15 protein-coding genes are annotated in these 17,235 nt (G+C 59.4%); 6 read left to right on the forward strand and 9 right to left on the reverse strand.

Annotated features, from left to right (window positions below; translation table 11 throughout):
• Positions 1-21 precede the first annotated feature (21 nt).
• Positions 22-1,398: an alanine/glycine:cation symporter family protein gene (locus tag OKB77_RS01960; protein WP_005338391.1), complete on the forward strand. Its 1,377-nt coding sequence runs from the start codon at positions 22-24 to the stop codon at positions 1,396-1,398.
• 115 nt (positions 1,399-1,513) lie between these two features.
• On the opposite strand, the gene OKB77_RS01965 is transcribed toward OKB77_RS01960, so the two are convergent.
• Positions 1,514-2,230, reverse strand: a complete 717-nt coding sequence (locus OKB77_RS01965; RefSeq protein WP_270816850.1) for a lipoyl protein ligase domain-containing protein — start codon at positions 2,228-2,230, stop codon at positions 1,514-1,516.
• A gap of 99 nt (positions 2,231-2,329) precedes the next feature.
• Complete coding sequence (locus OKB77_RS01970) at positions 2,330-3,727, reverse strand: nucleobase:cation symporter-2 family protein (protein WP_184232563.1); 1,398 nt, start codon at positions 3,725-3,727, stop codon at positions 2,330-2,332.
• A gap of 246 nt (positions 3,728-3,973) precedes the next feature.
• Here OKB77_RS01970 and OKB77_RS01975 point away from each other — a divergent pair, with 246 nt between their 5' ends.
• A complete protein-coding gene (locus OKB77_RS01975) occupies positions 3,974-5,095 on the forward strand; it encodes a GGDEF domain-containing protein (RefSeq protein WP_236356432.1) in 1,122 nt (373 codons plus the stop codon).
• A 33-nt stretch (positions 5,096-5,128) separates the two neighbouring features.
• On the opposite strand, the gene OKB77_RS01980 is transcribed toward OKB77_RS01975, so the two are convergent.
• Together OKB77_RS01980 and OKB77_RS01985 are read right to left on the reverse strand one after the other, a co-directional pair.
• Complete coding sequence (locus OKB77_RS01980; RefSeq protein WP_005338382.1) at positions 5,129-5,377, reverse strand: YciN family protein; 249 nt, start codon at positions 5,375-5,377, stop codon at positions 5,129-5,131.
• Between the two features lie 123 nt (positions 5,378-5,500).
• On the reverse strand, positions 5,501-6,880 hold the full coding sequence (locus tag OKB77_RS01985) for an MATE family efflux transporter (protein WP_005338381.1): 1,380 nt from the start codon (positions 6,878-6,880) through the stop codon (positions 5,501-5,503).
• A gap of 120 nt (positions 6,881-7,000) precedes the next feature.
• Between OKB77_RS01985 and OKB77_RS01990 the strand changes: the two genes are divergently transcribed.
• The gene (locus tag OKB77_RS01990; RefSeq protein ID WP_005338380.1) at positions 7,001-7,858 is read left to right on the forward strand and encodes a helix-turn-helix transcriptional regulator; all 858 of its coding nucleotides are present in this window, start codon (positions 7,001-7,003) and stop codon (positions 7,856-7,858) included.
• Between the two features lie 69 nt (positions 7,859-7,927).
• Positions 7,928-9,622, forward strand: coding sequence for an NAD-dependent malic enzyme (locus OKB77_RS01995; protein WP_005338379.1), 1,695 nt, complete (start codon positions 7,928-7,930; stop codon positions 9,620-9,622).
• An 85-nt stretch (positions 9,623-9,707) separates the two neighbouring features.
• Here OKB77_RS01995 and OKB77_RS02000 read toward each other — a convergent pair whose 3' ends face one another.
• The 4 genes from OKB77_RS02000 to OKB77_RS02015 form a co-directional block, all read right to left on the reverse strand.
• The gene (locus OKB77_RS02000; RefSeq protein WP_150390422.1) at positions 9,708-10,745 is read right to left on the reverse strand and encodes an OmpA family protein; all 1,038 of its coding nucleotides are present in this window, start codon (positions 10,743-10,745) and stop codon (positions 9,708-9,710) included.
• 229 nt (positions 10,746-10,974) lie between these two features.
• Positions 10,975-11,973: a porin OmpA gene (gene ompA, locus OKB77_RS02005; protein WP_005358919.1), complete on the reverse strand. Its 999-nt coding sequence runs from the start codon at positions 11,971-11,973 to the stop codon at positions 10,975-10,977.
• Between the two features lie 307 nt (positions 11,974-12,280).
• Positions 12,281-13,300 (reverse strand): porin OmpA, encoded by a 1,020-nt coding sequence (ompA, locus tag OKB77_RS02010; RefSeq protein WP_013723997.1) that lies wholly within the window; start codon positions 13,298-13,300, stop codon positions 12,281-12,283.
• Positions 13,301-13,608: 308 nt separating this feature from the next.
• Complete coding sequence (locus tag OKB77_RS02015; RefSeq protein ID WP_139432703.1) at positions 13,609-14,205, reverse strand: hypothetical protein; 597 nt, start codon at positions 14,203-14,205, stop codon at positions 13,609-13,611.
• Between the two features lie 258 nt (positions 14,206-14,463).
• Here OKB77_RS02015 and OKB77_RS02020 point away from each other — a divergent pair, with 258 nt between their 5' ends.
• Together OKB77_RS02020 and OKB77_RS02025 are read left to right on the forward strand one after the other, a co-directional pair.
• Complete coding sequence (locus OKB77_RS02020; protein WP_005338367.1) at positions 14,464-14,730, forward strand: helix-turn-helix domain-containing protein; 267 nt, start codon at positions 14,464-14,466, stop codon at positions 14,728-14,730.
• Between the two features lie 199 nt (positions 14,731-14,929).
• The gene (locus OKB77_RS02025) at positions 14,930-16,270 is read left to right on the forward strand and encodes an APC family permease (RefSeq protein ID WP_005338365.1); all 1,341 of its coding nucleotides are present in this window, start codon (positions 14,930-14,932) and stop codon (positions 16,268-16,270) included.
• A gap of 71 nt (positions 16,271-16,341) precedes the next feature.
• On the opposite strand, the gene OKB77_RS02030 is transcribed toward OKB77_RS02025, so the two are convergent.
• The gene (locus OKB77_RS02030) at positions 16,342-17,217 is read right to left on the reverse strand and encodes a patatin-like phospholipase family protein (RefSeq protein WP_005338362.1); all 876 of its coding nucleotides are present in this window, start codon (positions 17,215-17,217) and stop codon (positions 16,342-16,344) included.
• Between the last annotated feature and the right edge of the window lie 18 nt (positions 17,218-17,235).

The raw sequence follows: 17,235 nt of genomic DNA on the forward strand, positions 1-17,235 counted from the left end.
TCTGTTTCTTAAGGAGGATGCATGTCATCAATTCAATCGGCGTTAACCGCCATCGATAGCTTTATCTGGGGACCACCCCTGCTGATCCTGCTGGTCGGGACCGGTATCTATCTCACCCTTCGTCTGGGTCTGCTTCAGGTGGTGCGCTTGCCGCTCGCTCTGCGGCTGGTCTTCGGCCGCGATCAGGGTCAGGGCAAGCAGGGGGATGTCTCCAGCTTCGGCGCCTTGTGCACCGCTCTCTCTGCCACCATTGGCACCGGTAACATCGTCGGGGTGGCTACCGCCATCAAGCTCGGCGGCCCCGGTGCCCTGTTCTGGATGTGGATGGCGGCGCTGTTCGGCATGGCCACCAAGTACGCCGAGTGTCTGCTGGCGGTCAAATATCGCGAGCAGGATGCCAATGGCCAGATGGCGGGTGGCCCCATGTACTATCTGGAGAAGGGGCTCGGTTCCAAGCCGCTCGCCAAGCTGTTTGCCCTATTTGGTATCGGTGTGGCCTTCTTCGGGATCGGTACCTTCCCGCAGGTCAATGCCATCTCCGATGCCATGAGCCTCTCCTTCTCGGTGCCCCGTGAAGCGACCGCCGTGGTGCTGACCCTGATCGTGGCGCTGGTGACCCTGGGGGGGATCAAGTCCATCTCCAGCGTGTCGAGCAAGGTGGTGCCCTTCATGGCCATCTTCTACATCGTCGCCTGTCTGGGCGTGCTGGTGAACAACGCCAGCGCCCTGCCCGATGCCGTCATGCTGGTTATCGAGAGTGCCTTCACCGGCCATGCGGCGACCGGCGGCTTCGTCGGTGCCAGCATCATGCTGGCCATTCAGTCCGGGGTGGCGCGCGGGGTCTTCTCCAACGAATCGGGACTGGGCTCTGCGCCCATCGCGGCGGCGGCAGCCAAGACCGATTCGTGCGTGGAGCAGGGGCTGGTCTCCATGACCGGTACCTTCATCGACACCATCATCATCTGCACCATGACCGGCCTGACCCTGGTGGTCACAGGCGTGTGGAGCGGCGATGCAAGCGGCGCGGCCATGACCAGTCTGGCCTTTGCCCAGGGGCTTGATGCCCATGTTGGCCAGTATCTGGTGAGCATTGGCCTGCTGTTCTTCGCCTTTACCACCATCCTTGGCTGGAACTACTACGGCGAGCGCTGCACCGAGTACCTGTTCGGGGTGAAGGCAATCAAGCCCTATCGTCTGGTCTATCTGGCGCTGGTAGCGAGCGGTGCTTTCCTCCATCTGGACATGATTTGGCTGCTGGCCGATATCGTTAACGGCCTGATGGCGGTGCCCAACCTCATCGGCCTGATTGGCCTGCGCCATGTGGTGATCGCCGAGACCCGCGCCTACTTTAGCCGGGATCTGGATAGCGAAGCCGAGCCGGAGCCGCAGACGGCCTGAGAGCCTCGGCCCGTTTCACGTGTCCATTGAAAAGAACAAGCCACGACTCCGGTCGTGGCTTTTTTTGTGCGCTGTGTCTATGGACGGGGACTTTCCCTCTCCCTTCGGGATAAGGTCAGGATGAGGGGGATAGCCCCTCGCTCAGCAGGCTATCCAGACGTGCTCGCACTTTCTCTACCAGTGCCTGATCGCTACCGCGCCAATCGATGCAGCTTGCCAGCGTGGTGGAGGTTCCCGCCATAAAACGCAGTTCGCCGCCCGCCAGCTCGTAGAAGCGGCTCGCTATTCTGGTTCCCTCATCCACATCACCCGCCACCAGCAGCATGGCTTGTGCCAGCACGGCGCCCTGGTGATCCTGCCCCGGTGCCAGCCAGCGCTGGGCAGTGCCGGTGATCTTGCGTCCCCCGATCACCAGATTGTACTGACCATCGCAAAAGGAGCCGGGCACGAAGTCATAGCTTCCCTCAAGGCCGTACTCCGCCAACAGGGTCAGCAGCGGCGCCCCCAGCAGCCGGTAGTAGTGGGCGAGATCTGTGGTGGTGCGGGGCAGCAGCAGGGATAGGTTGAGGATCCCCGCCCCGTGGGGCACGGCGGTACCGCCACTGTCGCGCACATGTACCGGCCAGCCTTCATCTGCAAGTTGCTCGCAGGCGGCTTCGTAATGGGGGAGGCGGGTATCTTTGCGAGTGACAATCAAGCATTGGGGCGCCTGCCAGAGGTGAGCGCGGGGCTGGCCGTCATGGGCACAGTCGCGCAACCAGCACTGCTCTTGCGCCAGTATCTGTGCGGGTGAAGCGGTATCGGGGAGGGGGGAGAGCAGGCGATAGGGCATGGCGGCATCCTCAAAAAAGGCTGCCCAGCACACTACCCGTGGCGACTGGCAAGGTAAAGCCCCGCAGTGCGGGGCTGTTTGCTATCGGTAGACGGTGTCTCAGGAGTGGCGCGCTTCGCGCTTGGGCAGCAGCAGGTTGAGCACGATGGCGGTAATGCCACCGGTAGCGACGCCGTAGGAGAGCACGCTCTTGGCCAGCTCCGGCAGGTGTTGCAGCACTTCCGGCACCTGCGCGACCCCCAGCCCCATGGCCAGCGACACTGCCAGGATCATCAGGGCGCGGCGATCCAGCTCCTCGCGGGCAATGATGCGCACGCCAGCGGCGGCGATGGTGCCGAACATCACGATAGTGGCGCCCCCCAGCACGGGCTCGGGGATCTGCTGCACCAAGCTGGCGACCGCCGGGAACAGGCCGAGCAGGGCCAGCATGGCGGCGATGAAGAGGCCGACGTGACGGCTGGCCACCCCGGTCAACTGAATGACGCCGTTGTTCTGGGCGAAGGTGGACATGGGGAAGGTGGAGAAAACCGCTGCCAGCATGGAGTTGGCACCATCGGCCAGCACGCCGCCTTTGATCCGCGCCATATAGACAGGCCCTTCCAGTGGCTCGCCGGAGATGTCGGAGGTGGCGGTCATGTCGCCGATAGCTTCCAGCGCCGTCACCACGAAGATGATGGCGAGCGGCACGAACAGCTGCCAGTCAAAGCCGAGACCGTAGTGGAGCGGAATGGGTACCATCACCAGCGGGCCATCGAAGGTGGGGGCACTCACTTTGCCCAGCAGCAGCGCCACGGCATAGCCCGCCAGCATGGCGATCATGATGGCGGAGAGGCGCAACCAGGGGTTGCGACTGCGTTGCAGCAACACGATAAGGCCGAGCACCAGCAGGGAGAGGAAGAGGTTGGTGTGGCTGGCGAAGCTGCCATCAGAGAGGGCTGCATAGCCGCCGCCCATGCTGATCAGGCCCACTTTGATCAGGGTCAGGCCGATCAGCAGCACCACTATGCCGGTCACCAGCGGGGTGATGATCCGTTTCACCAGATGGAGGAAGCGGCTCATCACCACGATAGTGAGTGCGGCAACCATCATGGTGCCGAACAATGTGCCCAACAGATCCTCGGTGGGCATGGCGGCCTGTTTGAGGGCGAGGCCGGAGGCGATGATGGGGCCGAGGAAGTTGAAGCTGGTGCCCTGTACCGAGAGCAGGCCGGAACCGATGGGGCCGAAGCGGCGGGTTTGAATGAAGGAGGCGATGCCGGACATGACCAGCGACATGGAGACGATATAACGGGTGTCGGCGGCAGGGAGGCCGAGGGCATTGGCGATAATCAGGGGTGGGGTAATGATGGCGACAAACATGGCGAGCATATGCTGCAGGGCGGCGAACAGCGTCTGGGGCAGAGGCGGGACATCCTCTATGCCATAGACCAGTTCGCTATGGGCTCGCCTGGGTGGATGTGCCTCTCGATTGGCGCGTGTGACAGCAGCCTGTTCCATAAGTACCTCGAATTGTGTGGGGAGGGGGAGAAAATTGGGCGCTATTGTAGTGATTGAAATGAGGCTGACCAGCGCTAATTATGCAAAAAAAGGTTTATTTTTTGATGGGTTGAAACGTTTGCGCGCTGCGATTATCATCTGTCGGTTTGTGTGACCGACCTCTCCTTTTTATTCTCCCCGCTAATGACATTTTTACCACTTTGTAGGTGTAGAATGAGCCCTCGGTATTCATCGTGGAGACTCTGGATGCTCAAGTTGTCAGAGTTCTGGAGTGCGAGGGTTCACTCCGAAGACTTTACTCGTACTCGCATGGGCTTTATGACGGTGCGTTTGCGCCTGCTGACCTGCTTGCTGATGCTTGGATTGCCCGCCTGGGCCGTGGTGGATTGGCTGACCTTGCCCGCCGTTCATTTCGAGCAGCTGTTCCAGGCCAGGATCTTCTGCACCCTGGCGCTCTCGCCACTTATTCCGCTTTCGTACCTCATCCACTTCAAGCGGGAACGGATGAAGCTGGCCCTTGGCTACCTGATGGCCGTGATGATGCTCTTCTCCCTCTTCTGCCTGAACAGCTTTGGCGCCGGACAGGAGTTGCAGGCGGGCTATGCGGCCTTTCCCTATCTGCTGATCACCCTGTTTGCCATCTTCCCTATCCCCCTCTCCCTCGGCTTGCAACTGGCAGGCGTGGTACTGGTGACCATGCTGCTGGGCCACTGGCTGCTGGTGGGCCAGAGCATCTGGAGTCAGGCCACCCTGAATCAGGTGTGGGTGCTCGGCATGTTTACCATGGCCAGTTGCTGGGTGCAGTGCGGCCAACTCAACATGCTGCTGCGGCTATATCGGGAATCGACCACCGATGAGCTGACCGGCATGATGAACCGCCGCCTGCTGATGAAGCAGCTGGAGCAGGCCCGAATCCGGCTGCAACTCAAGAAGAAGCCCTTTGCGGTGATGCTGCTGGATCTCGATCGCTTCAAGCGGATCAACGATATCTACGGCCATCTGGCGGGGGATGCAGTGCTCAAGGAGGTGGCGACCACCCTGGGGGAGCAGCTGGAGCCTGACATGGTGCTGGGGCGTTATGGCGGCGAAGAGTTTGCCATCCTGATGCATAACTGCGCCGATCCGGCGCTGGCGAGCAAAATGGCCGAGCGGCTGCGCATTGCCGTCGAGGCGCGGTTGGTGAAGAGCCCTACCTCGGACGAATTGCTGGAGGTGACGGTGAGTATCGGGATTGCCATGGCTCGTTCCGATGACACCATCGATATTCTGATCAACCGTGCCGACGAGTGTCTCTATCAGGCCAAGATGGCGGGACGCAACTGCGTGGTGGTCGAGGGGCTGAACCGCGCAAAAACAGATGCCGCCTGAGGGCGGCATCCTGTTGGCAATGAGCTGGCGAGATCAGGCCAGCTTGTACTTGCCGGAGAGCTGCTGGGCCAGCAGCTTGAACATGTTGAAGACCGCCATGGTCTTGCCGGTCGGGGTGCCATCTTCGGCCAGGAAATACTCCCCCTTGAACACCAGAATATCCCCCTTCTGCTCCACCGAATCGGCGCGCATACCGTGGATGAAGTCTTCATGCTCTTTGATGATCTTGTTGGCCATCTCAAGCAGGGCCGTCTCGGTGATCAGCTCTTTCTGTGGTTGCATGCTCGTCTCCTTAAACGACTACTGGACAGGGAAATCGTGGATCCCTGCCTCTGATTGAAGAGGCGCCCAGCATACTGCAAACAGGGTTTTTCTGTCATTGATATGACCCCGATTTGTGGCTGTTTATCCGATCACCAGATTCTTCAACCAGCAGCGCTGGCGAATACGGCGCTGCACCAGCAGCACCTTGCTGAGTTCCTCAAGCAATACCACCGCCACCACCCAGGAGAGGGGCCAGCCGAGTAGCGTGACCGCCACCCAGGCGAGCGGGATGCCGATGCACCACATGCCGACGATGTCGATAAAGATGCTGTAGTTCACATCACCGCCAGAGCGCAGCACCCCGATGATCCCCACCATGTTGAACACCTTGAGCAGCATCCCGAGGCACATGATGCCGAGCACCTGTCCCGCCTCCGTCATCAGCTCGGGGGGCAGGTTGCCGACCCACTGCAGCAGGTTGGCTTGCAGCAGCCAGACGATGATCCCCACCAGTAGCGCGCCGATGGGGGCGAGCAGCAGGAACAGCTGGGAGTGCTGCCAGGCGACCTCGTACTCCTCGGCCCCGAGCCGGTGGCCGAGCAGGGTGGAGCAGGCCACCGCCAGTCCGAAGAAGAGGGAGATAAGGATGCTCTCCAGGGTGCCGAGTGTGGTCATGATGGCCAGCGAATCGGTGCCAAGATGGGCATAGAGAAAGCCGTAAATCAGCATGCCGAAGGCCCAGAGGCCGTCATGGAACAGCAGCGGCAGGGCGATCAGGGTAAAGCGCACCACCTCCTTGCGCTTGAAGGCGGCCAGCCAGTCTGGTGCGCGCGGGATCAGGCGCGCCTCATAACGCTTTACGTAGAGCAGTAGCAGGGCTGTCTGCAGCAGCCGGGAAATGGTGGTGCCCCAGGCCGAACCGGCGACCCCCATCGCCTCGAAGCCGAAGTGACCGAAGATGAGGGCGTAGTTGAGGATGACGTTGGCGATGATGGCGATAATGCCGATGCGGGTCGGCGCGGCGGCATTGCCGACCGAGCGCAGGGCTGACTCCAGCGGCACCACGATGGCGGTACAGAGGATGGTGGCGCCGGTGATCATCAAGAATTGATCCGCCAGTGCCCGCAGCGCCGGATCCTGACTGGCAAAACCCAGCACGCTGCCCGGTGATAACACATAGATGAAGGCAAAGGGCAGGGTGACCAGCAGGGCGCCCACTATGGCCAGCGCCAGGGAGCGGCGTACCCCGGCCATCTCCCCGCGCCCGAAGTATTGTGCTGCCAATACCGAGACCCCGCCCGCGAGGCCCGCTATCACCAGCAAATTGAAGAAGAAGACCCGGTTACCCAAGCCGACCGCCGCCACAGCCGTGGTGCCAAGCTGGCTCACCATCATGATATCGATGAGGCCGAGCAGGGAGAACATCATGGATTGCAGCGAGACAGGCAGGGCCAGCCGCCACAATCGGGTCATGAACTCGCGATCGGTGGTTTGTTTTAAAATCGCTTGCCAATAATTCATAGTTGTTAACCGGGTATGAGAAAAGCAAGGTTTGTCAGGGGTATGATAGGGGCTGGCGAGGCTCTTCTCACTGTGAGTAGCTCTCGATTTTCTTGTGTAAAACTATCCTGTTGAGGTGTTATGCCATTTGCCAGCGAGTGTCTGGAGATAGCGCCAGCCTGTGAAGAGCAGATGTTGGGACGTGAAGGGCTGCCCCTGCTCGGCGAGGCGGGGATCTTCCTGACCGGTCTCTCCCGGGTGCGGGATCACTACCTCATCCGTCGCAATCGCCCCGAGTTTCACATCCTGATGGTGAGTCACGATGAGGGGGGCGCGCTGCTCACCGACGAGGGGGAGCAAGCCATTCCGGCCGGGTCGCTGATTTTCCTGCCCGCTGCCGTACCCGGCGGTCTCAAACTGATTGGCGAAAGCTGGCAGATCAGCTGGATTTTGCTCGATGACGTGCCGCGCTGGCAGCACCTGCATCGCCTTGGTCACCGTATCTGGCAAGGGGATGGCGGCGATCAGCTCTACCATCTGCTCAGCCTGATGCAGGGAGAAGGGGTTCGCTCTTCGCTGCAACCTCAACTGCTCAGCCTGTTGCTGGCGCTGCTGGAGCGCACCCTGCAAGGGGAGGTGCGCGGCACCCCTGAACTCAGATTGCAGGCTCTGTTTCGCCGGGTGGAGGCGCGCCTGGATGAACCCTGGAGTGTGGCCCTGCTGGCCCGACAGATGGCCTGCTCCGTTCCCCATCTGCACCGGCTCTGTCAGCAAGCGTTTGGTATGGGGCCGATGGCGAGGGTGACCGAGCTCAGAATGAACAAGGCGCGCCAGCTGCTGCTCTATACCAACTGGCCACTTGGCGAGCTGGCGGCCCGGGTCGGTTACAGCGATGGGGCCAACTTTGCCAACCGCTTTCGTCGTCTGACTGGTCAGACCCCCGGCGCCTTTCGTCGACTGGGTCGCAAACCTTTTGCAACGGATGTGCAAACTCTTTGAAATTAATGAGACAAGCCCCTAGGATCGGCGGGTCCCTGCGTCTAGCTAACCGTTTAGGTACCAAGATCCATGTTTGAAGATAATAACCAGAAACGTCCTCTCTACATTCCCTACGCCGGTCCCGCCCTGCTGGAGACCCCCTTGCTCAACAAGGGCAGCGCCTTCACCAGCGAAGAGCGCAGCAACTTCAACCTCGAAGGTCTGTTGCCCCAAAATATCGAGACCATCGAAGAGCAGGCCGAGCGCGCCTATCGCCAGTTCATGGCGTTTGGCAACGACATGGACAAGCACATCTATCTGCGCAACATCCAGGATACCAACGAGACACTGTTCTACCGTCTGCTGCACAACCACCTGACCGAGATGCTGCCCATCATCTACACCCCGACGGTGGGCAAGGCGTGCGAGGAGTTCTCCAACATCTATCGCCGCGCCCGTGGCCTCTTCATCTCCTATCCGGACAAGGACAGGATCGATGACATGCTGCAAAACGCCACCAAGCAGAACGTCAAAGTGATCGTGGTGACCGATGGCGAGCGGATCCTGGGTCTGGGTGATCAGGGGATCGGCGGCATGGGCATTCCCATCGGCAAGCTGTCGCTTTACACCGCCTGTGGCGGCATTTCGCCCGCCTACTGCCTGCCGGTGGTGCTGGATGTGGGCACCAACAACCAGCAACTGCTGAATGACCCCTTCTATATGGGGTGGCGCAATCCGCGTATCTCGGGGGATGAGTACGCCGAGTTTGTCGATGCCTTCATTCAGGCGGTCAAGCGCCGCTGGCCCGATATCCTGCTGCAGTTCGAGGATTTCGCCCAGAACAACGCCATGCCGCTGCTCAACCGCTACAAGAACGAGCTCTGCTGCTTCAACGACGACATTCAGGGTACGGCTGCCGTGACGCTGGGCAGCCTCATCGCTGCCTGCAAGGCCTCCGGCGCCAAGCTATCCGAGAAGCGGGTTGCCTTCCTCGGGGCGGGCAGCGCCGGTTGCGGTATCGCCGAGCAGATCGTGGCGCAGATGAAGGCCGAGGGGCTGACCGATGCCCAGGCCCGCAGCCGGGTCTTTATGGTGGATCGCTTCGGTCTTATCACCGACAAGATCCCCAACCAGCTCGACTTCCAGCGCCGTCTCTCCCAGCCGGTGGAGCGCATCGCTGACTGGCCGGTGGGGGACAATATCTCCCTGCTGGAGGTGATGGAGCACGGTCGCCCTGACATCCTGATCGGGGTCTCCGGTCAGCCGGGGCTGTTTACCGAAGAGGTGGTCAAGACCATGCACAAGCACTGTGCCCGTCCCATCATCTTCCCGCTCTCCAACCCCACCTCCCGGGTCGAGGCGACGCCGGCTGACCTCATCCGCTGGACCGACGGTCAGGCGCTGGTGGCCACCGGCAGTCCGTTTGCACCGGTGGAGCACAAGGGCAAGCGCTACGTCATCGCCCAGTGCAACAACTCCTTCATCTTCCCGGGGATCGGCCTTGGCGTCATTGCCTCCGGCGCCACCCGGGTGACCGACGCCATGCTGATGTCGGCCAGCCGCGCGCTGGCAGAGTGCTCGCCGCTGGTGAAAGGGGAGGAGGGCTCCCTGCTGCCGGATCTGGCGGATATCCATCAGGTCTCCCGCTACATCGCCAAGATGGTGGCCAAGACCGCCATGCTGCAGGGCAAGGCGGTGCAGACCCCGGACGAGGTGATCGATCAGGCCATCGACGCCAACTTCTGGCATCCGGAATATCGCCGCTACCGCCGCACCTCGTTCTGATTTCTGCGAAAAGACGCAAAGCAAAAGGGATGCCTCGGCATCCCTTTTTACTGCACGTCTGACATGGTTATCGCCTCAAGATGAACTACTCGCTGCCGCCCTGTACGCCGGTGACGCGCACCTCGACCCGGCGATCCGGCCCAAGGCAGTCGATGAGCGCCGCCTTCGCCTTGATGGCATCACACTGGTTGCCGGTGACCGGATTGCTCGCACCATTTCCCTGGATGCTCACCTTGTCGGCAGGCAGCCCTTTGCTGATCAGAAAGTCGGCAACGGTTTGGGCCCGAGCTTCTGACAACCTCTGATTGTTGGCATCCGAGCCGATGCGGTCGGTATACCCCATCACGACTGCACTGCCATCCTTGGGCTGCACGTCGACGATCTGCTGGTAGAGATCGTCCAGCGCACTCATCCCCTCCTGTTTGAGGTCCGCTTTGCCAAAGGCGAACAACACATCGGAACTGAGGTTAAAGGTCTGATCCACCACCTCCGGTTCGGCCGGTGGCGGGGGAACCACGACCGGGGCGGGCGTGGGGGCCGCTTCTTTGGGTTGGCTGCGGTTCGGGTGGATCACCAGCTCCAGCGTGGCGGTGCTGATGTCGCTGACCCAGCGCTGGGTGCCGCTGTTGGCTTTGCCGTTATCCGGATCATCGCCAACGCGCACTATGTAGCGGTAGCGTGCCTGCAGATCGACCCAGTCATGGAGCCGGGCCGTCACTCCCAGACCCGCCAGCGGCGCCAGGTTGTCGTCCCCGCCATTGACTGACTCGACGTGATAGATATAGCCACCGCCTTCGGCAAAGAGCGAGAACATCTCGCTGAGCGGCAGGCGGCCAATGACTGACAGTGTGGCTCCCTTACTGTTGAAGTCATGGCCGCTGATATCCCAGTCACCGGTGGAGAGATAGCCAATCTCGGCCCCCAGGTTTTCCGTGAAGTTATAGCCGCCAAACAGGGAGAGCGCAGTCGCATCCTTGCCGACATCCTGACTGAAATCATTCAGATTGTGGGCAATGGCCCAGCCACCGCCAACCCCGGCATACCAGTCGTGAACCGGTTCCGCTTGTGCGCCTGTGCTCGCCAATGCCAATGCAATACACACAGGTTTTACTCTTATGTTCATCGCGTATCCTCGTCGATGTTTGGTGTAGTGGGGTTGCCTGCTGGTCAAACCCCACACTTATGTATAGGTGACGGGCTGTTTTTAACCACCAAAGAGGTATGGGGGGCGACACGCCGTGAACCATGGCGCGAGACGGGAAGAGGAAGAGCAAAAGAGGGTTACAAGGTGGGCGAATAAGCGGCAAGAAAAAGGAGGCCAGGTGGCCTCCTTGCTATGTCGGACTGCAGGATTACTGTTGTACTTGCTGCACGCCGGTGACGCGTACTTCTACACGGCGATCCGGTGCCAGGCAGGAGATCAGCTGAGCCTTGCCCTTGACGCTGTTGCACTGGGTACCGGTGACCGGATTGGCTTCACCGCGACCTTCGATGGCAACTTTGCCAGCCGGCAGACCTTTGCCAACCAGGAAGTCGGCTACGGTACGGGCACGCGCTTCGGATAGTTTCAGGTTGTAGGCATCAGAACCGATACGGTCGGTGTAACCGACGACCACGGCGCTGCCATCTTTCGGCTGAACATCAACGATCTGCTGATACAGGGTGTTCAGCGCTGCGACACCTTCTGGCTTGAGGGTGGATTTGCCAAAGGCAAACAGCACGTCAGAGCTCAGGGCAAAGTTCTTGTCGACCAGTACCGGCTCGGGAACCGGCTCAGGCGCAGGGGCGGCAACCGGGGCAACATAAGAGGTGCGATTCGGGTGCATCACCAGCTCCAGGGTCGCGACGCTCATGTCGCTCTCCCAGGTTTTCTGCTCGTCACCCAGATTCCACAGATAGCGGTAGCGTGCTTGCACATCGATAAGGTCGGAGAGCTTGGCAGTCAGACCCAGACCCGCCAGCGGCGCAGTGCCGTTGTCGCTGTTGCCATTGCCGTTGACGTGGTTGAAGTAGGCACCACCTTCAGCAAACACCGAGAAGATGTCGCCCAGCGGCAGGCGGGCGATACCGGAGAGGGTGGCACCCTGGGTTTTGAAATCGGCACCGTCCACGCCCGCTTTACCGGCGTAGAGGTAGCCCAGTTCCGCTGCGTAGTAGTCGTTGAAGTTGTAACCGCCGAACAGGCTCAGCGCAGTGGCGTCTTTGTCAGTGTCTTTGCCAAAATCATCCAGACCGTGGGCATATGCCCAACCTGCACCAACACCGGTGTACCAGTCATCGGCAGCCTGAGCTGTGGTGCCTGCGGCGGCGAGCGCCAGTGCAATCAGGGTAGGAGCCATTTTGAGTTTCATCGGTTTATCCTCGTTGTGTTAGCCCATGTCGGGCAATGCACTTGTTTTTATTGCTGCGAAAAATCGCCAGCAAAGTGGATAGCGAAGGCTTTGGACTCTCATGATGCATTGGCGTCATGGACAACAGACCGGACAAGAAGCGCTTTTTAGTGCTTATCCAATACCTTACAGGCGCAACTACTTTATGCTTTCGAGACGGGGCAGGCAAGGGCAGGGAGGCGGGAGTTAGGGATTCAATCGAGAGCCATGCAAACAAAAAGGGATGCCGCAGCATCCCTTTTTTTCGCACTATCTGAACGAGGTCAGATTATTGCTGAACTTCTTGTACGCCAGATACGCGAACTTCTACGCGACGATCCGGAGCCAGGCAGGAGATCAGTTGAGCTTTAGCAGTTACGCCGTTGCACTTGGTGCCGGTAACCGGGTTGGCTTCGCCACGACCTTCGATGGCAACTTTGCTGGCAGCCATACCTTTGCTCACCAGGAAGTTGGCAACGGTACGGGCACGGGCTTCAGACAGCTTCTGGTTGTAAGCGTCGGAACCGATACGGTCGGTGTAACCAACAACAACAGCGTTGCCATCTTTCGGCTGGAACTCAACGATTTGCTGATACAGACCGTTCAGGGCTGCAACGCCTTCCGGCTTCAGGGTGTCTTTGCCGAAGGCAAACAGTACGTCTGAGTTCAGGGCGAAGTTCTTCTCTACCACTTGCGGAGCAGGAGCCGGCGCTTCTTCAACTACCGGAGCAGCTACCGGAGCTACGTAGGAAGTACGGAACGGGTGGTATACCGCTTCCAGAGTAGCGATGCTCTGGTTGGCTTTGTAACGCTCACCGTTGGCGTGCAGGTCAGCCACGTCCCACATGTAGCGGTAGCGAGCTTGCAGATCCAGCGCGTCATTTACCTTGTAAGTCACACCAGCACCGGCCAGCGGGGAAACTTTAGTGTCGCTGGTACCCAGACCATCGGTGTGACCCCAGTAGGCGCCGCCTTCAGCGAACAGGGAGAAGTCGTTGCCAACCGGCATACGGGCGATACCGGACAGGGTGGCACCCTGGCTCTCGTAACGGTTGCCGTCGGTGTTGCCACGACCGGTGTACTGGTAGCCCAGTTCAGTACCGAAGTTTTCGGTGAAGTTGTAACCCATGAAGGCGTTGGCAGCAGCCGCGTCTTCCTGGCCTACATTGGTGCTTTCCAGCTTGTTCAGGCCGTTGAAGTGAGTAGCACCGACACCGGCACCGAAGTAGATGTCGTCAGCGGCGTGAGCAGCGGTAGCACCCAGAGCAGCCATGGCGATGGCGATCATGGAAGGAGCCATTTTCATCATAAAAAAATCCTCGTTGAGATCGCACGTTATTCACGTGCTTCACACTTTGTAATTTATGTAAGCTGCAGGCTCCGCCGTACGGCTGGCGTCGAGTCTGGCAGATGACCCGGTATAACCGGGTTGCACACTCTCCTGGTGTGTCGAGTGCGCTGGCATGGCACGCAATGCGTGAGAAACCACTGCCAGGCAACTGATGTCATTCCGATGACGAGGCGCACTCTATGCCGATTTTAAAACATGATCAAGCTCACAAATGAGCCTTGTGGCAAATTGTGTCGTGCCCTTAACTGGCTGTTTATTTTGATTAATTAGTGATCCAGATAGGCCCTGTGCAGTTTCTTCTCCAGCTTCATATAAGCCTGAACCCAGTCGCTATGCGGGCTGGCAGGATTCGCTCTGGCGGCAAAGACCGCGAGGTAATCTGCCTGGGTTGCGCTCTGCAGCAGGGGGGTAAATGTCATCAAGAAATGTCGGGCCAGATAGGGGTCAAGGGGCCAGATGTTGAGGATGGCGCGAGCCACAGGCTGAACTGCAGCTGAACAGATGAAGTGGCGATGTCCCGCCTCCAGCCAGTCGGCCATCTCGCACATGCCCGATTCGGGCACCAGACCACCATCACCCGGGGTGGTTGCCAGAGCAATCGCCTGACCATTTACCGTGATGAGCTGCTCATTGTTATGCAGGGTGCCGTCGTGGCTGCGCAGGGCCAGGTCCGGGCATGCCTGTTCAAGAAACAGGCTGCAGCTCTCCGGCAGGGCGGCCAGCAGCTCGCTGGCGTGGCTGGACATCAAGGCCGGAAGCCAGAATGCTTCGGCACGATATTGTTCACCTTGCAGGCGCTGTTGTGCCAGTTCTTCTGTGCTGGATACGGGGTGCAGGCGAGAGATAATGCCGGGAAACGCCATACTTATTCCTCTTAATGGGTATCCGGCGGATTATACGAGTTATTGGGGGGGCCACAATAAAGGTTTCTTTTCGAGACTGTTTACCTGAGGCGGCTGAGCGATTACCATCCCCCCTTGAAGGCAAGGGTTGTCGCCGAAAGGCGCTCATAAGATAGAGGCTCGACCATAACGAGTCCGAACAAAACTGATACACTTGACTACGAGTCGTCGCGAAAAATAAAAGGCGGAGTAAATCCGCCAAACGGAGTATGGAACATTATGAATTCAAATATCGTCACTGTTGGCAAGAAGATCCGTCAGATCCGTGAAGCGGTCGGTTTGAGCCGTCCGAAGTTTGCAGATTTGCTGGGTGTTCCTCCCACCACGCTGAAAAACTACGAGCTGGGTTACCGTGAAGTTGGGGGCGCCTTCCTGGTTGCCCTGGCGCACCACCCGGATCTGCACAAGTTCACCCTCTGGCTGCTGGCAGACAAGAAAGTCGCCGAAATTGGCCAGATTGGCCCGGATGACCTCGCCAAGGCGTGATCATCGATGTGAATAGAAATGCCGCCTTCGGGCGGTATTTTTTTTGGGTCGCCGATCGATATTTTGATCTAACACGCTTTGAATTATCCATGCAGGCCAACGAGAATAAGCGGCCCCGAAAAGTGGGCCCCTGGTGGTATCTGGCCACCTGAACACTATTACATTCAGGATGATATGAGCAATCGTATGGAGTATGGGTATGAGCAGTAATGAGTTGGATAAACGCTATGGCCTGATGACTGCCATTGCGATGGTGGTCGGCGTGGTGATCGGCTCCGGAGTCTTCTTCAAGGCCGATGATGTACTGCGTCTGACTGGCGGTAATCTGGCCATTGCGCTGCTGGCATGGGCGCTGGGAGCATTTTCGATGATCTTCGGCGCGCTGGTGTTTGCCGAGTTTGCCCAGCGGATCGAAAAGTCCAACGGTATCGTCGATTATGCCGAAGCGGCATACGGCAAAATGTTTGGTTACCTGGTGGGGTGGTTCAAAGGCGTACTCTATTACGCCCCTCTTTCCGCCATCCTTGCCTGGGTCGCCGCTCTGTACACCATGATCTTGCTTGGTAGTGATAATCCGACCAACTCTGGTGCGACCTGGATACTGGCGGCTGTCTATATGACGGTCACCTATCTGATCAACTTCTATACCCCGGTCCTGGCGGGCAAGCTGCAAGTGGGTTCTACCCTGATCAAGTTGATCCCGCTGATCCTGGTTGCGATTGTGGGCACCATTTCAGGTTTGCTCAATGGTGTCACCGTGACCAACTTTGTGCAGGCAATGGATGGGATAGGAAGCACCGGAGGCACGCTGGCCACGGCCGTGGTTGCCACCGCCTTCGCTTATGAGGGGTGGATCGCCGCCGTGACCATCAACAGCGAAATTCGCGATTCCAAGAAGAATCTGCCCAGAGCACTGGTGATTGGCACCCTGATAGTCTTTGTGGTCTATGTCACCTATTTTCTGGGGATCGCCAGCGTCTTGCCGACGGACGAGATAGTGGCGCAAGGGGATAACGCGGTTAATCTCGCGACAACCAGCCTGTTTGGCGGGACTGCCTCGACCATTTTGACCGTGTTCGTGATTATCTCCTGCCTCGGCACCCTCAATGGTCTGGTGTTGGCGACCATGCGTATTCCCTACTCGCTGGCGATCCGCAATCAGGGGCCAGCCCCCAAGTGGATGAGCCGTATCGAACCGCATCACCACATGCCAATCAACTCGGCCCTCGCGGCAGCATTGTTGTCGGTGATCTACTCAGTGCTGTGGTACTGCAGCATCAACGAGACATTCGGTCGTTACATCGCCCTGGACGAGATGCCGATCGTGCTGATTTATGGCCTCTATCTGTTCCTCTATGTCTGGTACATGCGCACCTTTACCGAGTTGGGCTGGATAAAGCGGTTTGTGATCCCGACCTGCGCCACCCTGGGTGCGCTCATCATTCTGTATGGCGGTATCACCAATCCCAGTCTGGGACTCTATCTGCTGGTCTCTGTGGGGGTGATTCTGCTTGGGTTGCTCTTCTACCGTAAGGAGTGACCGGGTAAGTAAGTTGAAAAAAAAGCGCCGAATGGCGCTTTTTTCATGTGTAAACCACAGCATGTCGACAACTAACTGCCCAGCAGCCCGAGGCGGCCCAGTTCATCTTTGAGCTGATCGAGATTGCGCTCGACGCAGGCTTCCCCCTCGTTGATGGCATCGCTGGCGCGATGAAAATCCATGATGGAGAAGCTGCCAAGGCGCGGGCAGAGCTGGATCTCCGGCGGATCACCTGCCATCCGGGCGCGGGTGATTCGCTCCTGCATGATGTTGATGGAGCCACTCATCACGCTCCACAGACCCGGGGTGGCTGGCGCAGACTCACCGCGATTGAGCCACTGGCTGAGCAGGCCGCCGCTGCCGGGTTGATCCGGCTCATCGGTCCAGGGTTGGTGCATATCGGTGTTGAGGTTGACCGCAATCACCACCTCGGCCCCCATGGCGCGGGCCAGCGAGATGGGCACCGGATTGACCACGGCGCCATCGACCAGCCAGCGGTCGTTGATCCGGGTCGGGGTGAGGATCCCCGGCATGCCGCAGGAGGCGCGCACCGACTGGCGCAGCGGGCCCTGTTGCAGCCAGATCTCGCGGCCGGTATCGAGTTCGGTGGCGATGCAGGCGAAGGGGATGGGCAGGTTCTCGAGGTCGGGATCCCCCAGATGGCTGGCGGCAAGGCCAAATACCTTTTCGCCGCGAAACAGCCCGCCGGAGAGGGCCGGGTCGAGCAGGCTGACCACCTGCAGGCGGGTAAAGCCGCGCACCCAGGTTTCCAGCCGATCCAGTTCTCCGGCGGCATAGGCAGCACCGACAAAGCTGCCGATGGAGCAGCCAGCGATCAAATCCGGTTTGATGCCGAGACGTTCAAGGGCGCGGATGACGCCGATATGGGCCCATCCTCTGGCGGCGCCGCTTCCGAGAGCGAGCCCTACGCGGGGTTTACGTGGCACGACAGTCCTCCAAAAAAG

The sequence above is a fragment of the Aeromonas sp. Y318-3 genome, assembly GCF_027706185.1.
GTDB lineage: Bacteria > Pseudomonadota > Gammaproteobacteria > Enterobacterales > Aeromonadaceae > Aeromonas > Aeromonas veronii.